Annotated in this window: 21 protein-coding genes and 1 tRNA gene; 16 read left to right on the top strand and 6 right to left on the bottom strand. The window is 38.8% G+C overall.

Features of this window, described 5'->3' with window-relative positions; genetic code table 11:
• Positions 1-23: 23 nt before the first annotated feature.
• The gene (gene ssb, locus FTU65_RS04700) at positions 24-611 is read left to right on the top strand and encodes a single-stranded DNA-binding protein (RefSeq protein WP_078193176.1); all 588 of its coding nucleotides are present in this window, start codon (positions 24-26) and stop codon (positions 609-611) included.
• Positions 612-734: 123 nt separating this feature from the next.
• On the opposite strand, the gene FTU65_RS04695 is transcribed toward ssb, so the two are convergent.
• Positions 735-1,199, bottom strand: coding sequence for a hotdog fold domain-containing protein (locus FTU65_RS04695; RefSeq protein WP_180050626.1), 465 nt, complete (start codon positions 1,197-1,199; stop codon positions 735-737).
• A 133-nt stretch (positions 1,200-1,332) separates the two neighbouring features.
• On the opposite strand from FTU65_RS04695, the gene FTU65_RS04690 reads away from it, so the two are divergent.
• Positions 1,333-1,971: a TetR/AcrR family transcriptional regulator gene (locus FTU65_RS04690; RefSeq protein WP_180066438.1), complete on the top strand. Its 639-nt coding sequence runs from the start codon at positions 1,333-1,335 to the stop codon at positions 1,969-1,971.
• A gap of 162 nt (positions 1,972-2,133) precedes the next feature.
• The gene (gene ahpC / locus FTU65_RS04685; RefSeq protein WP_078190520.1) at positions 2,134-2,697 is read left to right on the top strand and encodes an alkyl hydroperoxide reductase subunit C; all 564 of its coding nucleotides are present in this window, start codon (positions 2,134-2,136) and stop codon (positions 2,695-2,697) included.
• A 69-nt stretch (positions 2,698-2,766) separates the two neighbouring features.
• Here the strand turns inward: ahpC and FTU65_RS04680 are convergent, their stop codons facing one another.
• Complete coding sequence (locus FTU65_RS04680; RefSeq protein WP_180022377.1) at positions 2,767-3,690, bottom strand: LysR substrate-binding domain-containing protein; 924 nt, start codon at positions 3,688-3,690, stop codon at positions 2,767-2,769.
• Between the two features lie 107 nt (positions 3,691-3,797).
• Complete coding sequence (ycaC, locus tag FTU65_RS04675; RefSeq protein WP_180022376.1) at positions 3,798-4,424, bottom strand: isochorismate family cysteine hydrolase YcaC; 627 nt, start codon at positions 4,422-4,424, stop codon at positions 3,798-3,800.
• 327 nt (positions 4,425-4,751) lie between these two features.
• Here ycaC and FTU65_RS04670 point away from each other — a divergent pair, with 327 nt between their 5' ends.
• The 3 genes from FTU65_RS04670 to FTU65_RS04660 all read left to right on the top strand — a co-directional run bounded on the left by FTU65_RS04670 (position 4,752) and on the right by FTU65_RS04660 (position 8,188).
• Positions 4,752-5,630 carry a pirin family protein gene (locus FTU65_RS04670; protein WP_180066436.1) on the top strand — a complete coding sequence of 293 codons (879 nt, stop codon included), beginning with the start codon at positions 4,752-4,754 and terminating at the stop codon, positions 5,628-5,630.
• Positions 5,631-6,060: 430 nt separating this feature from the next.
• A complete protein-coding gene (locus FTU65_RS04665) occupies positions 6,061-7,359 on the top strand; it encodes an FAD-dependent oxidoreductase (RefSeq protein WP_180002759.1) in 1,299 nt (432 codons plus the stop codon).
• 1 nt (position 7,360) lies between these two features.
• A complete protein-coding gene (locus FTU65_RS04660; protein WP_180066434.1) occupies positions 7,361-8,188 on the top strand; it encodes a cyclopropane-fatty-acyl-phospholipid synthase family protein in 828 nt (275 codons plus the stop codon).
• Positions 8,189-8,239: 51 nt separating this feature from the next.
• Here the strand turns inward: FTU65_RS04660 and FTU65_RS04655 are convergent.
• The 3 genes from FTU65_RS04655 to FTU65_RS04645 all read right to left on the bottom strand — a co-directional run bounded on the left by FTU65_RS04655 (position 8,240) and on the right by FTU65_RS04645 (position 10,889).
• Positions 8,240-8,315, bottom strand: a tRNA-Thr gene (locus FTU65_RS04655).
• A gap of 190 nt (positions 8,316-8,505) precedes the next feature.
• Positions 8,506-8,733 (bottom strand): hypothetical protein, encoded by a 228-nt coding sequence (locus tag FTU65_RS04650; protein ID WP_078190515.1) that lies wholly within the window; start codon positions 8,731-8,733, stop codon positions 8,506-8,508.
• 713 nt (positions 8,734-9,446) lie between these two features.
• Entirely contained in the window at positions 9,447-10,889 is a 1,443-nt protein-coding gene (locus FTU65_RS04645) for a hypothetical protein (RefSeq protein WP_180066432.1), read from the bottom strand.
• A gap of 313 nt (positions 10,890-11,202) precedes the next feature.
• Between FTU65_RS04645 and FTU65_RS04640 the strand changes: the two genes are divergently transcribed.
• From FTU65_RS04640 to FTU65_RS04600, 10 genes are all read left to right on the top strand, one after another.
• The gene (locus FTU65_RS04640; protein ID WP_180066504.1) at positions 11,203-12,330 is read left to right on the top strand and encodes a hypothetical protein; all 1,128 of its coding nucleotides are present in this window, start codon (positions 11,203-11,205) and stop codon (positions 12,328-12,330) included.
• A gap of 252 nt (positions 12,331-12,582) precedes the next feature.
• Positions 12,583-12,771 carry a hypothetical protein gene (locus FTU65_RS04635; protein WP_000364294.1) on the top strand — a complete coding sequence of 63 codons (189 nt, stop codon included), beginning with the start codon at positions 12,583-12,585 and terminating at the stop codon, positions 12,769-12,771.
• A 145-nt stretch (positions 12,772-12,916) separates the two neighbouring features.
• A complete protein-coding gene (locus FTU65_RS04630; protein ID WP_180059340.1) occupies positions 12,917-13,219 on the top strand; it encodes a hypothetical protein in 303 nt (100 codons plus the stop codon).
• A 3-nt stretch (positions 13,220-13,222) separates the two neighbouring features.
• Entirely contained in the window at positions 13,223-13,690 is a 468-nt protein-coding gene (locus FTU65_RS04625; RefSeq protein WP_180066430.1) for a hypothetical protein, read from the top strand.
• A gap of 142 nt (positions 13,691-13,832) precedes the next feature.
• Positions 13,833-16,367, top strand: coding sequence for a hypothetical protein (locus FTU65_RS04620; protein ID WP_180066428.1), 2,535 nt, complete (start codon positions 13,833-13,835; stop codon positions 16,365-16,367).
• Between the two features lie 84 nt (positions 16,368-16,451).
• Positions 16,452-16,919, top strand: a complete 468-nt coding sequence (locus FTU65_RS04615) for a hypothetical protein (RefSeq protein ID WP_180066426.1) — start codon at positions 16,452-16,454, stop codon at positions 16,917-16,919.
• A 12-nt stretch (positions 16,920-16,931) separates the two neighbouring features.
• Positions 16,932-17,435 carry a hypothetical protein gene (locus tag FTU65_RS04610; protein WP_180066424.1) on the top strand — a complete coding sequence of 168 codons (504 nt, stop codon included), beginning with the start codon at positions 16,932-16,934 and terminating at the stop codon, positions 17,433-17,435.
• Positions 17,436-17,478: 43 nt separating this feature from the next.
• Positions 17,479-17,700, top strand: a complete 222-nt coding sequence (locus tag FTU65_RS16235) for a hypothetical protein (RefSeq protein ID WP_257222957.1) — start codon at positions 17,479-17,481, stop codon at positions 17,698-17,700.
• Between the two features lie 27 nt (positions 17,701-17,727).
• Complete coding sequence (locus FTU65_RS04605) at positions 17,728-18,159, top strand: hypothetical protein (protein ID WP_180066423.1); 432 nt, start codon at positions 17,728-17,730, stop codon at positions 18,157-18,159.
• Positions 18,160-18,186: 27 nt separating this feature from the next.
• Positions 18,187-18,936, top strand: a complete 750-nt coding sequence (locus FTU65_RS04600; protein WP_180066421.1) for a hypothetical protein — start codon at positions 18,187-18,189, stop codon at positions 18,934-18,936.
• The last annotated feature ends 15 nt before the right edge of the window (positions 18,937-18,951 follow it).

The raw sequence follows: 18,951 nt of genomic DNA, 5'->3' as shown, positions 1-18,951 counted from the left end.
AACAAATAGGAAGAATACGTCTGATGCGTGGTGTAAATAAGGTCATTTTAGTTGGTACTTTGGGTCGTGACCCTGAAACAAAAACTTTCCCAAATGGTGGTTCTCTCACTCAGTTTTCAATTGCAACGAGTGATTCATGGACAGATAAAAATACAGGTGAACGTAAAGAGCAAACAGAATGGCACCGTATTGTGTTACATAACCGCTTAGGTGAAATTGCACAGCAATATTTGCGCAAAGGTTCTAAAGTTTATATTGAAGGTTCATTACGTACTCGTCAGTGGACAGATCAAGGCGGTCAAGAGCGTTACACGACTGAAATTCGTGGTGAACAAATGCAAATGCTTGACAATAATCGCCAACAAGGCGAACAAGGTCAAGGCGGTGATTTTGGTCAGCCTCGTTTTAATAATCAACAAGGTGGTTATAACAATAACCAAAACCAAGGTGGCTACGGTAATAGCTCAAACCAAGGCGGTTATGGCAATAACCAACCGGCTCAAGGCAATAGCTATGGCAATAACAACCCAGGTGGTTTTGCGCCAAAACAACAGCCTGCACCGACACCGGCTCCTGCAGCAGCAGATTTAGATGATGACTTACCGTTCTAATGAACCTTAAACACAGCGTTTAAAACGGTAGATCATCATCAAAAAAAGCCCTCAATCTTGAGGGTTTTTTTTCGCAGGTCTCATCTTGAAAGATCAGTTTCATTTTGCAATTGAGTCGATGACTTATTTTTTTGCAGAAACCCACATGGTAATCACGGCTTTAAAAACTGCTTCATTACGTGTGTTGTTCACCACGACATTCACCAAATAATCACTCCCTGCATTCCAGGTAAAATTAACATCGACAGGCGTGGCAATGGCCGTTAAATCTGTATCAGCTTTTTTCAAATATTCCACAGTCATGCCTTTGGGAATCCAACGATGGCTGCTCGGAACGGTCACATCGGTCATGGTTCCGCCAGCCAATTCAGCCATATTACACATGGCAATCGCGTGGACAGTGCCAATATGATTCAGCACGCTGCGCTGTTTTTTTATATGTAGTTCACAGTATTGGGGCTTTAATTCATCAAAAACAGGCGAAATACTGCTGAAATACGGTGCTTTCAAACACAGCAATTTTGAAAAAGTCCATTTCCCTGCGGGTTTGTTTTGGAAGGTCTTCCATAATTTTAATGCTTGGCTCATGCTTAATTATCCGTCATTATTCAGAATATAATTCTAATACAGAATATTGTTCTGTTAATGGCGTAAATGACGTCACAGCTATTAAAAAAAGCCAACATTGTTTTAAAATGACCCGATCAAAGGGAAGGTATCGATGTCGTCAAATCAAGCATTATTGCAACGAATTTACAGTGGTCGCCGAGCGGAACTTAAACGGCAGATCTTAGGAGAAGCCCTTGCATGTTTTTTAGAGCAAGGGATTGAAACGACGACGATTGAATATGTACGAGACCGTGCAGAGACCAGTGTTGGCGCGATTTACCATCATTTTAAAAATAAAGATGGTTTAGTGGCGACATTGTATTTTGCAGCGTTGCAAGATCAATTTGCGAAAAGGGCAGATGCCTTGACACAGGCCCAATCGCTGCAGGAAGGCATTCAAGCCATTTTGTGCTCGTATATAGACTGGGTCGAAGCCTATCCTGATTTTGCAGAATTCTTATATGCTGCAGGGTTTAATATGCGTAAGGAAACGCTACAAGCCGAGTTAAAACAACATAATCTACAACGCAATACCGCGCTGCTGGATTGGTTGACCGCACAATCCGATTGGCATTTGATCGAGCATTTACCCAAAGAATTAATGATGTCTTTGGTCTTAGGGGCAACGGAAAATTATTGTCGGGCATGGTTATCGCATAAAGTCAAAACGCCACCATCACACTATAAACAACAGTTTATACAGGCTGCTTGGCAGGCCCTCTGTATGGATATAAAGCCTTGCTCTCATTGAAATTGATTGGTTTTCTCGATGGAAAGGCAAAGATTGATTTAAATAGTAAATCTAAAAATCCGATAGTTTTTATAAAAAAGTTCGGTTTTACCTATGATTTGATAAGTCGTATTCTAGCTTCAACAGATAAGCAATCCCTGAAATGAGTTAGAGGAATATCAAATGAGTTTAATTAATACTGAAGTAAAACCATTTAACGCTACCGCTTACCAAGACGGTCAATTTATTGAAGTTTCAGAAAAAGACTTCTATGGTAAATGGTCTGTGGTGTTTTTCTATCCTGCTGACTTTACTTTTGTATGTCCAACAGAATTAGGCGATCTTGCTGATCACTATGCTGAATTCAAAAAAATGGGCGTAGAAATTTATTCAGTATCTACTGATACACACTTCACGCATAAAGCTTGGCACGATTCTTCTGAAGAAATTAAGAAAATCGAATACCCAATGGTTGGCGATCCAACTTGGACACTTGCGAAAAACTTTGATGTTTTAATTGAAGCGGATGGTCTTGCTGACCGTGGTACTTTCGTAATTGACCCTGAAGGTAAAATCCAAATCGTTGAAATCAATGCAGGTGGTATTGGTCGTGATGCTTCTGAATTGATGCGTAAAGTAAAAGCTGCTCAATATGTACATGCACACCCAGGTGAAGTATGTCCTGCAAAATGGAAAGAAGGTGAAGCGACGCTTGCACCATCGATCGACCTAGTGGGTAAAATCTAATTTAGTGATCCAACCGTAGATTTAAAAAAGCCAGAACTCAGTTCTGGCTTTTTTTTGTGGTCTAGAACATTAAACTAAATAGCCATCATGCTCCGGAGCATAGTCACGAATTCCAGCGACTAAATAGTCAATTAATCTTTCCATGACTAGGCGCTGACCTTTTCGCGAAGCATATACCAATTGTACCGTACCGACATTTGAGCACCATTCGGGGAAGAGGTGAATTAAACGACCTGCCTCAATATCTGCTTGTACCGTTAAATACGGTAAGTCTGCGATGCCTAAACCATCGAGTACCGCATAATAAGCACCTGCTAAGTCATTGCTTTTAATCCGAGGTTGTAAGGCAATTTCAATCTGCTCTTGCTGTCCCGTATGATGCAAATGCCATTGATAGCGGTTTTTCTGTGTGCCCAAAACGATACTCGGAAATTCTGTCAATTCGGTAATATGCTTTAACTCGCGTCCTTGTAAAAGTTCAGGACTAATCACTAAGCAATGCACGGTTTTAATCACGTCACGTACAATAATGCTCGAGTCTTCATTCTTACTAAAATTGGTACGAATCGCTAAATCAATGTCGTCATGCAAGACATCTACACGGCGGCTAGACAGCTCGAGTTCAACCTGAACTTTGGGATGATCTTTTAAAAATTGATTTAACAAGGGGCGAATTTGATGTTCCATCATGACCGGTGGACAGCTAATTTTAACCAAGCCTTCAAGTTCACTTTTTTGCTTCAGGAGTACCTGATGCGCACATTCGACTTGTTCGATCACTTTTATGCATTCTTCATACAATTCTTGGCCTAATGTCGTGACCTTAAAGTGTCGGGTAGAACGCTGAATAAGGGTGACATTATATTTGGCTTCAAGATCTAAAATGCGTCGGCTTAATTTTGATTTTGTAATATTCGATGCTTCACTTGCAGCGCTAAAACCGCCATGTTTCACCACCAAGTAAAAGTAGTAATAGTCATCAAATGAATGCATGGATCACCTTATGCAGTGAAAAATTATTTCAATTCAAATTATCATACGTCAATTTATATATCAGGTATAAAAAAAGCGGCTCGGAGCCGCTTTTTACTACTGAAGGATTATTTCTTTTCAGTATTTTGCGTATAGCTGTTGATGAGGTTGCGGTAGTCCGGTATATGGTTGCCGAAAAGCGCACCTAAACCTTCAATATCATTACGCCAGTCGCGGTGTAATTCACACGCGGTACCAAACCACGTCATAAGCTGCGCACCCGCTTGCGTCATACGTTGCCAAGCTGAGTCACGGGTTAAATGGTTGAATGTACCTGAAGCATCGGTCACCACAAAGACGTCAAAGTCTTCTTCTAAAGCAGACAAGGTTGGAAATGCAACACAAACCTCAGTCACTACACCGGCAATAATCAATTGCTTTTTGCCTGTTGCTTTGACGGCTTTCACAAAGTCTTCATTGTCCCAAGCATTAATTTGACCTGGGCGTGCAATATAAGGTGCGTCAGGGAACATCTCTTTTAGTTCTGGAACCAATGGACCGTTTGGACCTTGTTCAAAACTGGTGGTGAGAATCGTTGGAAGATTAAAATATTTTGCGGCTGCAGCCAGTGCGAGCACATTATTTTTAAATTTATCTGGATCAATGTCGCGAACCAATGAAAGTAGACCTGTTTGATGGTCAACTAAAAGTACCGCGGCATTATCTTTGTCTAAACGAACGTAAGGTTTGCCCATTTTATTGTCCTCTTTCCTGTTTGCAAGTACGCAGGATCAGATGAAATCTGCGTGTTAACTAGATTTAGAATAGTTGTAAAAATGAGACAATGAAATGGGTTTAAATGAGAAGCTCAATCATAAAATTGGGATAATTCATCGTTATATATGACTTAAAGCTTAGAATTTCTGAATTAATGCTTGGTTTTGAGTGAGGTGCAGATTGTATGTCTGAGTATTGTTCTAAATTTGAGATATAGAATGCTATCTGGATGATGGCCATCAAGTATTTCAAAGCTTAAAATAAGCGCTATGTTCATCCTATCGTATGAATATAGGAGCTAAGAAATGAAAAAAGTAATAGGTGTTTATCGTAATCAGCAAATGCACTGGGTGGGCGATGGTTTTCCAGTCAAAAGCTTATTTTCCTATGATCGTCTAGGTCAGGCGATTAGCCCATTTTTGCTTTTGGATTATGCGGCACCTTATCAGTTCGATCCCACCACTGCACGGCATGGTGTAGGTTCACATCCACATCGTGGTTTTGAAACGGTGACTATCGCCTACAGCGGTGAAGTGACTCATAAGGACTCAAGTGGTGGTGGCGGCACAATTCAAACAGGCGATGTGCAATGGATGACCGCAGGGTCGGGTCTGGTGCATGAAGAATTTCATTCGCCTGAATTTGCTCAAGCAGGTGGTCTTTTTGAAATGGTTCAATTGTGGGTGAATTTACCGGCAAAAGACAAAATGACCCAGCCTCGTTATCAAGCGATCACACGCCAAGATATTCCTCGCATAGACATGGATGAAGGTGCAGGGCATATTCGGGTGATTGCTGGTGAAATGGGTGGTCACCTTGGGCCTGCACAAACCTTTAGTCCAGTGAATGTCTGGGATGGTGAATTGAAAGCTCAATATGAAACCACCTTACATGTACCTGAAGGGTATAACACCATTTTGGTGGTCTTGAAGGGTGAGGTTGTGGTGAATGAAAGCCATAAAGTTCAAGACAGTTCGATGGTCATGTTTGCCAAAGATGATATCGCCATTCAGCTACAAGCGTTGCAGGACACACAATTTCTGTTACTTAGCGGTGAGCCACTAAATGAGCCGATTCAAGGTTATGGCCCATTTGTGATGAATAGCAAAGCTGAAATTATTCAAGCCTTTGATGATTTCAATAACGGAAAATTTGGTGAAATTGCGCTAGCGCATGAGGCTTAAGTGAAATTCATGCCGTTGAAATAGCCGAAAAAAAAGCCTCTGAACAGTCAGAGGCTTTTTTATTGAGCGCTGTAGTATTTATAGTTGTCATGATTTAAATATCATTTTACTTTTTATAAATTGTGATGAATTTATCACTTTCTTATGTGGCGCATCTTAGCGAGACTTGGCTTTAAAGTAAACCGAAAGTTATAAAAATGGTTAATTTAATTGTTTGGTTTTATAGAGTAATTAAAATTTTAAAGAAAAATATGTTTAAAAAACAAAGCTTAAATTGTGTGCTTTTTGACTGTAAATATTTGTAAATTTAACTTAAAAACGGCTGTACTGAAATCCATACAAAAAGTGCGAATCTGGTATTTTTTAATAGCTATTTTTAACTTCTGATCAGTCATACTTTTAAACTGTGTTTTATAGATGGAAAAGAAAATTGGAAATTGCAGTCATCGGTAGTGGCATGGCTGGGCTGGCTACCGCAAGAATTCTTAAAGACGCAGGGCATAACATTACAATTTTCGAAGCTCTGCCTGGTCGTGGTATGGATAGCCACAGCACTGAGTTTGAAGGCGGCTTGATTGATGCCCCTTTGCGTGTGATGAATCCACACCTCTGGAAAAATACCTTAAGTTTGGCGACCCATTTAGGGATTAAAACTTTCCCCGTCCGTACCTATATGGCATGCAGTTGGCTATTTGAAGATCGTACAGAAACGTGGTTGACCACCAGTCGTAGCCGTATTGGTAATTTCCCAATTATTAATAACCGTAAAGGCTTACAACAATATGGCTGGCGTTTAGTCAAAGGGATGTTGCAACTCAAAGCGGCGATCACTCGATTTTTTAAATCAAAAAATCAGGACATCACGCTTGCCGAGTTCATTAATAAAAATGAAATTGAAGAAGTATTTTGGCATGGTGCGGTCATGCCTGTGTTGTATACCATTTGCACCTGTAACCCGAAAACGATTGGGGAATGGCCTGCGAAACCGTTGTTGATTTTCTTGCGTCAATTGACCAATGGCGATGCCTTGCTGCGTATCCAAGGTGGTACACCTGCGTTGGTTGATAAACTGATTGAAGGTTTAAATATTCAAAGTGGTACGGCAATTACCAAAGTGCTCGAGCAAGACGATAAAGTCTTGGTGGAAACTGAGGCCGGTGCACATCATCTATTCGATCGCGTGGTTGTTGCGACACCAACCACCAAAACGGAAGAATTTTTAGATTCTACTCAGTTTGCTGACGATATTGAGCTCTTAAAGAAATTTAAATTTGAGCAAGGTCAGTTGGTGATCCACACTGATCAAACGGTGATGCCGCCGAAGCGCAAAGATTGGTCTGTACTAAGTTATATGATGGATCGTAAATTTACTCGTCAGCAATTTACCGTGTGGCTTAACTCAATCGAGCCGAGCTTGGTGGGTAAAACCCCTGTGTTCCAAACCTGGCAGCCAGTGACACCGATTGATCCTAAAAAAGTGATCTCTTCGGTCAGTTTGACACGTGCAGTGGTGGATTCACATACCGTGGCGCTGAATAAAGAGTTACAGCAACGCCATTTATCCCCTGAACGTAAAGTCTTCTTCTGTGGTTCATGGTCTTGTGACGGTCTGCCGATTTTAGAGTCTGCGGTAACGTCTGCTATGCATATTGCAGAAATTTTTGGTGCGCCATTGCCGTTTGTGGGTTTAAAACCTAAAGTGGAGGTTGCCCCTCAACTCGGTTACTAACATGAAATGGCTTCAAGCAATTCGTCAGTACGTCCCTAGCCATAAATATGCGATTAACAGTCGACTACTCGGAGATGATGCGGAGCTTGCTTGGAGCAATTTGGGCTATTGGAATGATGCAAAATCATCCTATCCTGCAGCCTGTCAAAAACTCGCTTTCCATCTTGCCGAATCCATTCAATTAAAATCTACAGATCGTGTTTTAGACCTTGGTTGTGGGCAGGGCGCGAGCTTGGTTTTTTGGATGGAACATTTTCAAATTCAAAACTTATCCGCAGTCGAATTGCAAACCGAATGTGTGGAAAAAATCCAAAAAAATTTAAATTCAAAAATCAAAATACAACAAGATTCATTTTTGAATTTAAAAAATATTTATCCACAAAACTGTATGGATGCCGTACTGTGTATTGATGCTGCGTATCATAGTGATTTGAATTTATTGCTTTTATCAGTTGTTAATGTTTTGAATTCAAAGGGACGCTTTGCTTTTCACTATTTGATGTTGTCCGATGCGTTTTTGAATTTAAATTCAGTGCAACGATTGAAATATCAAAGTCTGTTGAAAGCAGCAGATGTGAATTTGAAAAATTTAAATTCAAAGCAAAATTTACAACACCAAGTGCAACAGGCAGGTTTCGAAAATATCCAGATTGAAGATATCAGCGAATTCGTATTTCAGGGTTTTGCCGATTATATTCAAGAACAAAAAAGTCAGATGAGCCTGAGTCATGCGGATCAATTCAAAATCAAGATGACGGCAAAATTGTGTGAGAAGTTGTATCGAGACGGGCTGATTCGTTATGTGCAGATTAGCGCGAGGAAGCCATAAAAAAGAGGCTTTAAAAACATCAAAGCCTCACTAAAAAGCGAGGCTAAGAAATGGTGCCGGCACACGGATTCGAACTGTGGACCTACTGATTACAAGTCAGTTGCTCTACCAACTGAGCTATGCCGGCGTTGTGGAATGCATTCTACAGATTTTTTGAAGTGGTGCAAGTTAAAAAAACAGCAAATCGAATGTAATTTATACGTTTGATTTATTCAGCATTCGACCGATGTTTGGCTCTAAAAACCAGAGAAATAAAAATAGGTAATGTTTCGCCCACAAGATGTGGGCGAAAAAATAGGATGGGTGAGCGTTGAGTGCTATTTCATTCTTAAAATTTGGTCTAGATCCTGTGCGCATTCTTCAAGTGTATATGCCATCTCCAGTTGCATTTGGGGGCGGAGTTCATTGGCGAGCTTTCGCCATTCGTCAATCAGACGCTGTGCTTTTTGAATTTTATGTTTATTGATGTCTTTGGCAAGGGTTGGGGTATAGCCACCACGTTTGGCGTTCTTGATCTGCTTAACATAATTCTGGCTGTTATTCATGTTCTCTCCCGAATAGCAGTGATATATGAAAGGTGTTTTTTTAAGTTTTTCGTTGATCAAGTTAAAAGTACCGCAATCGCGTTTCAGTTCTATGATGTTTAAATTAATGAATAATTTTTTGAATGGCACCTATATTGAGAGGATGATTTATTTTTAGCATAGGCTTAAGTAATTGTCTTTAGAATATAAAATTTGTATTTGTAAATATACGTGTACTTATTGCTGCCAATAAAAAATCCATAAGTCGTGCATTAGGAAAAAAACGTGTGATTTAAATCCATCAATCAGGACTTAAATACTGTGAAGTTATTGAGCTAAAAGGCTAAAAGATGAATTAGGGGGATATTTAATATTGAGGATATTACAATTAAAAAAGGCCTAAATATTATTAATTTAGACCTTCGTTCTGCTTGGCATTGCAGTTTATTCTGGCGGTGAAAGAGGAAGTCTGAATTTAGTTATAAGTTACTGAAAATAATAATTATAAAAATGCATAAAATTAAATATACCGACAAATATACCGACAAGTGAAAAAAGAAAAAAATATCAGATCACGTATCGTTAATTTGATTCCTTAATAATCGATATACGAAATCATATATATTGAATAAGGTTGATAGCAGAAAAAGATATAAGCGGCTGAGCACTGAATTTGATCCTTTATCTCTACTGTAAAGCTCATACCTTTTTACAAATCCTAATCGAAATCTAGGCTAATTCGGAGTTAACCAAGCATTCAAAGGTCCTACATGCTTCTTAACACCATGAGCATAAGAAGACTGATGGTAGGGAGCTCCTTGATAAAGAATATAATCACAAGTCTTCTCGAGTTCTTTGTAAACTGCATTGTCCGTAGCACAGCTATATAAAAGTGCTATACCTATATTTTTACTATCTTTTGAAGCTTGTACGGTTATGTATTCGCCTGATTTGATAGGTTGGCCAAAAAAATGACATTGCCACCCATTATCTCTGAGTTTTTTTACTATTTCATCGTTCATCTTAGTTGAGAGAATTGCTGCGCGACCTAACCAGCCATCATCAGAGGCAGTAGGGTTAAAAGGTAGGCAATGATCAATTTGTAATTGCTGCAAGATATGGTTTTTAATGGCCTGGGTATTTAAGCAAGCAAAGACATCATTACGAAAAGACTCTGATCTTCTATCTAAAGTTGGTGGGAAAATTGAAACCTTAGATTGTTTCATTGCAAAACATTCAATAAATGCTAATGCTTGAATTAGCCCCATGGCTCGAAAAAAATTAGAGGGATTTTGCCAAATTTCTGATTTAGCATGTGCAAAAAAGTGCCGGTTAAAACCAGAAGTATTTTGATAGTTATCAGTGTTTTCATAAAAACTATTTTTAAGCCAGTTTCCAATCAACATAATAATTCTAATACGTTCATTCATTACCTTTAGAACATCATCTTGGACATACTCTTCAGGAATCCAATCTACACCTAATATATGATCATGCTTTATATTGTCTATAGCACGTTTTATGCATCGATCAACTTTAGTTTTTAAATCAAGATTCTCAACGGAGTCCTCAATAATAGTATTTAAAATATCTTCAATTATTGGAATTAAAGATGCTATAGAAGTCACTTTCATTCCGCTATAAAAAGCTAAAATTGATTCTTTAATTAATGGTACATGTTTTGATATCGCTATTGAATCAGAGAAAGTTTGTACAGTTATTGGAATAATATTAGAGAAGTTATATACAGTTGGGAAAAACTCCTTAAAGCGGTTTTGGAGCTCTTCTCTAGACAAAATATCTTGATAACCAATTTTCAAATTGGTTATTTTGAACCCTTCATTTATTTGCTCACGAGTCATAAATACAGGTAGAAACCAGTCAACTTGAGTCCAGAAATTCTCTTCTTTTTGGAGTGGTAAAATATTATTTTGATAAATTTTAATTTCAGATAATTTATAACGTGGCATTAAGACGGTGGCATTCTCTAAAGTTGTAAGCTTAATTGCAGGAATAGTTTGATTAAAACCAAACTTAGTTTCTTCTATTTCTAATATTTCAATTTCTTGATCCATACAGTCAGAATGGATTTCTTCAAGAGTAATTGTTTGCATCTTATTTTGGTTGTTAAATTTAAACCAAATTCCTTTAATTTTATTTAATGATTCTTTAGGCATGATTTTTACTCTGATCTTAGAATTATGATCTCCAATCCTAAATTGGAGGTTGGACGGGATCTGAATGAACTACACTTTTAGTGCAGTTAAAAGGTGTGCTCTTGAGTGTATATCTGAACAAAATATCTTTAAACAGGAACTCTTATTTATAGAAAGACCATCAGTGCTTAAAAAAAAGCCTACTTCATGAATATGGCGTTTTTTATGCTTTTTGAATCAAAGATAAACTTTTATGCTTTCCGCATAAAAATACACTTTTGAATGAATAATGATCTACTACACCACAACGAAAACTGATTGTCTTTTAAGCTTAATGCAGTGCATTTCTAACGGCAGTGCAAAGTTTTGGTTCTCTGATTCTGTTAGTTTTTCAAAGTTCCATACTGTCATTCCAAAGTTGATCTTGGAGTATGGTCTCAATCTGGATGAATCTTTACGCAAGCGAAAATCAGATTATGGGGAACCAGTGTGGAGTTTAGTTATCAATTATGATCCGGCAAGGAATGATGTATTCCAGTTCTGGTTATTTACCACAGGCTATAGAGAAGCACGAAGAAGTAAGCTGACGCTAAAAGAAATACTCGCTAAAAATTCCAGCATGGTGCAAAAGCAAAAGCTCAACAGTATTTTGACTGTCAAAAAAGAGAAGCTGCTTCGCTATGGAGATTATGTACTTGGACAGTACATAGAGTTCAGCGACCTTAAACCTCAATTTGCTAAGACTTATTATCACCCGGAACAATTTGGAGTGATATTTAATACCAAGACAATCCGAACAAAGACAATTGATAGTAATAGGAATTCAACTTACCGGATATTTAAACCGTTCGATAATTTTGAATTAAATCGTCTGGCCGGCATTAATAAAAATTTTGGTTTCGCTTTTCTCGAAAATAAACATACTCGCTGGAATAAAACCTCCGTAAGTCAGTTTTTATTAAATCAGTTTGGAATTAAGTTTGATGCTAATACCGGTTATAACGACCGATTAAAAGAACTGACTAGGGTATTACGTGGAGTTCGTAAAAAGCACTTGGAGTTTTTCCAGCGTCATTCTCAGAAGAAAGTCCGCTACACCTGGTATTTATCAAAAGATTTTATGCAGTCGGCTGAAAGGGAGTTAGATAAGAAGATTGATTTAATCTCTACAGGTAAGGCAGATCGATTAAAAGAAGCTACATATCGACTAAGTGCACATGGTAATTTCCATGGTACCCGGCACCAAATTGGAAAGTTACAGGCCAAGACCAGATCAAAATTAAATAGTAGGGATCCAAACCATAAGAAACTAAATCAAATGTATTTCCCTCAAAACCTTCACTATGTACGGTTTACTGCTAAAAAGGCTCAGAATATGAAAGAGTTTGAATTGGCATGCCAGAATGCAGACAAGATTTATATAAATAAAAAGAGTCGGTCGAGAACTAAAGCTACTCACTAATCTATTTCAATCTCTAATAATCTTTGGAAATTGAAATCTACCCAATATTGGGATCATTCCGAAAACGGTAATATTCCCAATATTGGGATTTTGAACGATCCCGTTTTTGGGATTTTGAATGTACCCGTTTTTGGGATGCAGAACCTATCAATGAATCAACCATAGAATCTATCACTCTCTGAGAGCTATCTAGATCTATTTCTTGCCAGTGAATTATCTTGATGATAGGTACAGGTAAAACACAATTTATGAATGGATTTGATTTCTAGCCCAAAGATTGATTATGGATATAGTCAAATTTCTTACTGGTTTAAGCACAGTGAGCTTTTCTTTAGAAAAACAACTAAAGGTACATTAAAAATTATTTCACGCTTAGAACGCAAATCTGAGCGATATGTGGAAGCTCAAAATTATGCAAATGATATACAAGCTGCCAGCTAAAAAAAGATTCAGTTTTAGTGAAATTAGTGGAGTAAAAGAGGTGTTTCGCGCTCTCCCTCGCGCGCGCGCGCGTTTTGTTGGAAATACACCCATTTTTTAAGTGCTCAAATTGCTTATTAATGGGATCAAACGCATAGGGGGGGATATGGGTATTTTTGTTGAACTTAATAATTTTGAAGCATCAAAAAGATTAATTTTTTTAAAAACAGAAATCTGGTACGGCGCACCAAATTATTTGGAGATGATTAGGGAGTTGAAAGAGCATTATGAAATGACGAATGAAAAAATTGCTTTTTTGCTTCCAGTTTCAGGTCCATCAACGGTAAATGATTGGGAGTTTGGCAGCACGCCAAATTATGAAGCAGGCGAAGCATTTATTGATTTGTGGAAAGCTTTTACTGAAAAAACCGATCAGGACATCCCTCGAATTAATCACTGGAGAATATGATTGATGACTAAGCAGCCAGCGTATAGACCTTTAGATTGTGATGATATGGAGCGATCGATTCAGCTCTGCAATGGAATTGAATATTTAATTGACGAATTCCAAAGAGCAATTAATGGTAAAGAGCCCAACCAGTTATATGAATCTAGCTATCAAATGCAATTACTGAAGATTGCTGATAATTTGGAGGAGTTGATTTATCGGCTAACTTATTTGGCGGATAAAAATAATAAGGAATTCTATTTTCAACATTTGTTTTCAATCCTTAAAAGTTTAACTACTGCACCAAATGTATTAATTATCACGGCGTATTACTTAGATCCTAAGAATGAGTATAAGCGCATAGTCAATCGGAATACCTTCAACTTTGAAATAGAGCAAATTGTTAAAAAAATTCAGTTTATAAAACCTGTGCTGCAATCACTTTCTGTTGGGCGTAAGTCTGGCATTAAATACATTGCACGCTATGTTTAGCAATCTTTGATCGCACGGGAAAGGAGTAATTTGTGCTCCTTTTTTCATTCTAAATATACCCATTTTTTGAGGACTAACGCCGTTTTAATTTACAGGTATGAAATAGCATTCGATACAGTGCTTGATTACTTAGGAATTAAAAATGAAAGAACAATGTAAGCAGGCCGTAGCCAAGGCTTTAGGAAAAGCATCATTAAATGCTCAAGAAGTTCAGAATATTGAGGCTAGAATCAATCAGGCTATGGTTAATCTAGCGCGTAAGGATATCCAAAAATGGAGAGGGCTCACAGATTTAGAGAAGCTATCTGCAGCCAGCAAGCAAGTAGCGGAAGACATACAAGCTGACTTTGCTCGTAAGAAGCGAATAGCCGTACAAGACATTCTTATCCAAAATAAAAACCTAGCCATTCTTCAAGATCCAGCACTCAAGATAAGCGCATCAGAGCGTATAGACCGGATGGTTGCAGCGTATGGCGATATGTCAGGCATTCAGTCTGCAGACTCTAAGACCAGAGTGATAGCAGACCTTTACCGGGGGCAATTGGTAGACACCTATCTAAATATCAAAGGTGGCCTGGGCATATTCACCGATAAGGTTATGGTCCAAAACATCATCAAGGAACTACATGGGGAAAGCACTGGAGACGCTACGGCGCTTAAAGCTGCTCAAGGCATTAGTAAGACCTTTGATGACATTCTAGAGCGTTTTAATCGTGCAGGCGGTGACATTAAAAAACGCCGTGATTATGCATTGCCACAACACCACAGCCCACAAAAAGTAGCTGAGGCAGGTCAAGAGCAGTGGACTAATGACATTATCAACCTGATCAAACGTGAGGACTTTGTAGACGCTCAAGGCAATCTAATGCCTGATGATGAATTAAGAGGTGTATTAGGGAATATCTACACGTCTATTGTGACGGACGGTGCCAATAAAATCGAAGTAGGTAAGGGCTATGTCGGCGGCGGTGCAAAGGTCACTAGCAAGCACCAGGAGAGCCGTGTACTTAACTTCAAGAATGCAGATGCATGGATGGACTATCAATCCCAATATGGTGGTATGCAGCTCGTAGACATCCTGGAAAGTCACATTACAAGCATGTCGAAAGATATTGCCTTAGTGGAAACCTTTGGAAGTAACCCACGCCCAGCCATGCAGATCCTTATGCAGAGTGCTAGGCATATCGACACTGTACAGAATGGTATTAAGCCGGACAAAGTAAACAAGTCCCTTGTACGTGCTGAGACTATGTTTGATGAGTTCACCGGGCAGAATCCACCAGAGAGTAAGGTGCTTGCCAATGCTGGACTAACATATCGCTCCATGAATGTGGCATCCATGCTGGGCGGTACTGTCCTATCCTCTGCCACTGATCAGGCTATGATGCTGAAAACAGCCCACGTAAATGGAATTGCATACCGGAAAGTATTTGGTGAGATGCTTCGGATGTTGAATCCAGCAAATGCAGAAGACAGGCGTTTCGCTCATAGTCTAGGGCTTGCCACTGAGGAGATGCTAGGTTCTCTTAATCGCTGGTCGGACGATGGCCTAACGTCTGTGCATGGCCGTGCTGAACAGATTGCTAAGGCTTCAAGTTCTCTAGCTACTCAGGTGCTACGTGTATCTGGCTTAAACGCTCTTACTGCTGCATCTAAGATGGGCTATTCCACTATGATGATGAACAAATTTGCAGATTTAACACGCTCTAAAAACTGGAACGATCTTAGCGCCGTAGACCGTGAGTTAATCCAAGGGGGTGGCCTCTCAGAAATGGATTGGAAGGTGATGCAATTAGCCGAGCCAATAATAGATCGAAAGGGCAACCCATTAATGCATGCCCAAGCTATCCAACGTATTCCAGATGAGAAGCTCGCTGAGTTTGGCGATCCAAAACGAATTAAGGATGAAGTATCAACCAGACTGCATACTCATATTCTTGATGAGCAAGGTATGGCAATTATTGAGGCAGGCATTCGAGAGCGTACCAAGTTCCAAGTAGGCAGAGCTGGTACAGAAATGGGGGAGTTTTGGCGCTGTGTAACTCAGTTTAAATCGTTCCCTCTAGCCTTCCTTATGCGACATGGCAGCCGTACCCTATCTAAAAACGGTTGGGCTAGTAGGGCTTGGTATGCTGGCTCATTACTTGGCATGACTACATTACTTGGTGGATTAGTTGTTCAACTTAAAGAGCTTGCCTTAGGTAATGATCCGGCTGCCATGTTTGATGATGATGACAACCTGGAGACAGAAGCAAAGTTTTTCACTCGTGCCTTTGTTGCTGGTGGCGGTATGCCAATCATAGGTGACATTATGGTGGCAGGTATGGACCCAAGTGGGCGTGATACTACTGACTTTTTAGTTGGTCCAGTAGGTAGTGATGCAAAAGCTATCCTATCTCTAACCTTCGGTAACCTGAATCAATGGTATGAGGGCAAGGATACTAATGCTGGCAACGAAGCTTACCGATTGCTTAAAAGCAAAATCCCTGCTCAAAATCTTTGGTATACAAAGGCTGCTACTAACAAACTAATCTTTGATGGCCTTCAAGATGCCATTGCACCAGGTTATCGTGAAAAGCTTATTAGAAAGGCCGAGCGTGAGCAGGACCGGACACAGTGGTGGGGAGAATGGGATGAGATAGAAGCCCCGGATTTTGGTAAAGCCATCGGGCAATAAAAAAAGGAGCTTCGGCTCCTTTCTATTTTTCTATAGATAGGATATGTATTGTTCATTTGAAATATCAAAATAAAGAGAATTGAGATGCTTTATATTCTGGCTCTGATTATAGCAATAGCCATTAGTAGTTTAGGATTCATGCTATACCAAAATAAAATGAATCAGGTCAGAGTTTTTGATAGTAGAGAGGAGTTAACAGCCTTCCTCCGTAAAAAATATACTTCAGAGGTTAAGAGTAATCAGCCTATCCATGGTTTCGTATTAGATGAAGCATCCCTGCAGATAACCTTACAAGATCCAGCTATGGCAAGCTTGGGACGATCGGCCATTGATGTACAAGTAAATCTTGTGACTAAAGATGGGTATCAGGAAGTAAGTGCACCATGCGGAAATGTGCAAGCCCAATTCAAGAAAGGAGATTTCGTGGTCGTACTTCCGATCCATAATGAACGTCATGGATTTTGGCATTATGTGACTATTGCTAAGTTACAGCCTATTTATGATGGTAAGAAGAAGAGCTGGATAATTTCTGAGAATTACCTGCAGGCATAGGACGAAAATAAAATGATCTTAGATCGAGAATTTCAGCTTGAACTTATGACAAAAATGGCCGAGGTATATCCAGCTGCTTATAATTTTTCACAAGATGAGCGATATAGGGATAGTGACTTTCGAACAAAGCTTTTCACTAATCTTTATTATTTACAGTCTCACGGATTATTAGAGGAAAAGAGTATTCATTTAACCCTTGGATTCGGTGGAGGGCAAACTTGGACTCTAGGAAATACCAGGCTAAATCACAAAGGTATGGATTTCTTGGCTGATGACGGCGGACTATCTGCAATCTTGGGTACAGTTACAATCAAATTTGAAACTGAGCAACTCAGAGCTATTCTGGTTACTAAGATCATGAGTTCTGATCTTAGTTATGAGCGTAAAACCACTATGCTTGATGCTATTAAAGAACTACCTGCAGAGGGATTAAAGCATCTAACAATGAAAATTGTAGATGCTGGTTGGGATAACATGGATTCTCTTATGAGCCTTATACAGAGTGCAATAACATAATGAATTCTCACATTTGTGGATACAGCTTAAGAGATAACAGCTAATGACCCTATACATCTCGACACCTGAGCTATTGAAGCGTTATGGAATTACTAAAGGTACTCTGATCAGCTGGAGAAATAAGAAGAATTTCCCTGAACCAGTCATTAAAGCGCATGGACGTTCCAGTAGCCGTTACGGGATCAAAGCGGTCGATACCTGGGAAAGAGACAGTGGCTTGCTTGACTCACTTGAAATACAGCCTCTGATAACACCGTATACATAATTTTAGTAGAAAAAGGAATTTCACATCATGAAGAAGATAATAGCGGTCTCTCTAATGGCTCTTATGAGCTCAGTCGCTTTGGCCACCCCAATTACACTTCAGCATTCTAAGACTAGCTATGTGAACTCTGGCATCTGTTCCGCCGTAGTGGATGTGACAATCCATGATTTTCTTGGAACCTATGACAAACTGTATTTAGACCTGGCAGCAAAGGACAGATCCGGCAGAGTGCAGGGGACCTCTAAGAATGTAATAACCTACGGCGATATACAAAACCTCCAAGGTAAAGCATTTGGGAGTGTCTTTATCGAATCAGAGACTATGTGTGGTGCAGATCGCACCTGGACAGTTCAAGTTAAGCGCGCCGTATTAGTCGTAGATGGCAAAAAAGAAGATTTGCTGAAAGCTAAAAAAGTTCATATTGATGATTTTCAGCCTATGAAATTTAAAGTTAATTAACAATATTCGTAATTTATTGGTATGTTCATGCAAATACTGAAAGATAATTTTGGGATGATTCTGATCACCATCATCACTATTTCATATTTATATTTAAGCTGTAATTTTATAATTAATTTAGATGAGTTTAATTCATTGGAGTTAAATGAGAAAGGAGATTTTCTAGCTGGTGTTTTTTCGCCTTTAGCTTTTTTATGGTTGGTTTATGGATATCTCCAACAAGGGCGCGAATTAAAGCAAAATACTAAATCATTACGTCTTCAAGCCACTGAATTGAAAAATAGCGTTGAGGAGCAGAAAAAATTAATAAAAATTCATGAGGATGATCAAAAAGTTCGGCATGAACAAGCTAAACCAATTTTAGAATTTGAAGGTTTACATTTTGATCCTGAACAAGAAGTGATGGTAGAGGCCAATCCTTTTACTGGAGAGCACGGTTATGAGCATAAACAGCAGGATATAAGCTTTCATTTAAAAAATTTAGGATCATCTATTAAGAAAATAAAAATTTTTAGGAATGAAAATTTAATTGAAAGTATTACTTTGCTGGAAAAAGGTGCAAAAAAATTTATAGTTATTTATTTAACAGATGAAGAACAAGATAATTTGCATAGGAATTCTAATTTTGAACTTCAGTTTACATTGTCTTATTTGGATATGTTGGGATTAGAACACTCAGAACTATACCATATTGGGCTTAATGATCGATTTGAAGATGATTATGGTATGGCTTATTACAAATGCCACATAAGAAAAATTAATATATCTCTAAGTTAATTATATTATTCCTTG

The sequence above is a fragment of the Acinetobacter sp. YH12129 genome, assembly GCF_013418685.1.
Lineage (GTDB): Bacteria > Pseudomonadota > Gammaproteobacteria > Pseudomonadales > Moraxellaceae > Acinetobacter > Acinetobacter amyesii.
Note: the sequence above shows the minus strand (reverse complement) of the source record. Positions and strands in the feature narration are given on the sequence as shown.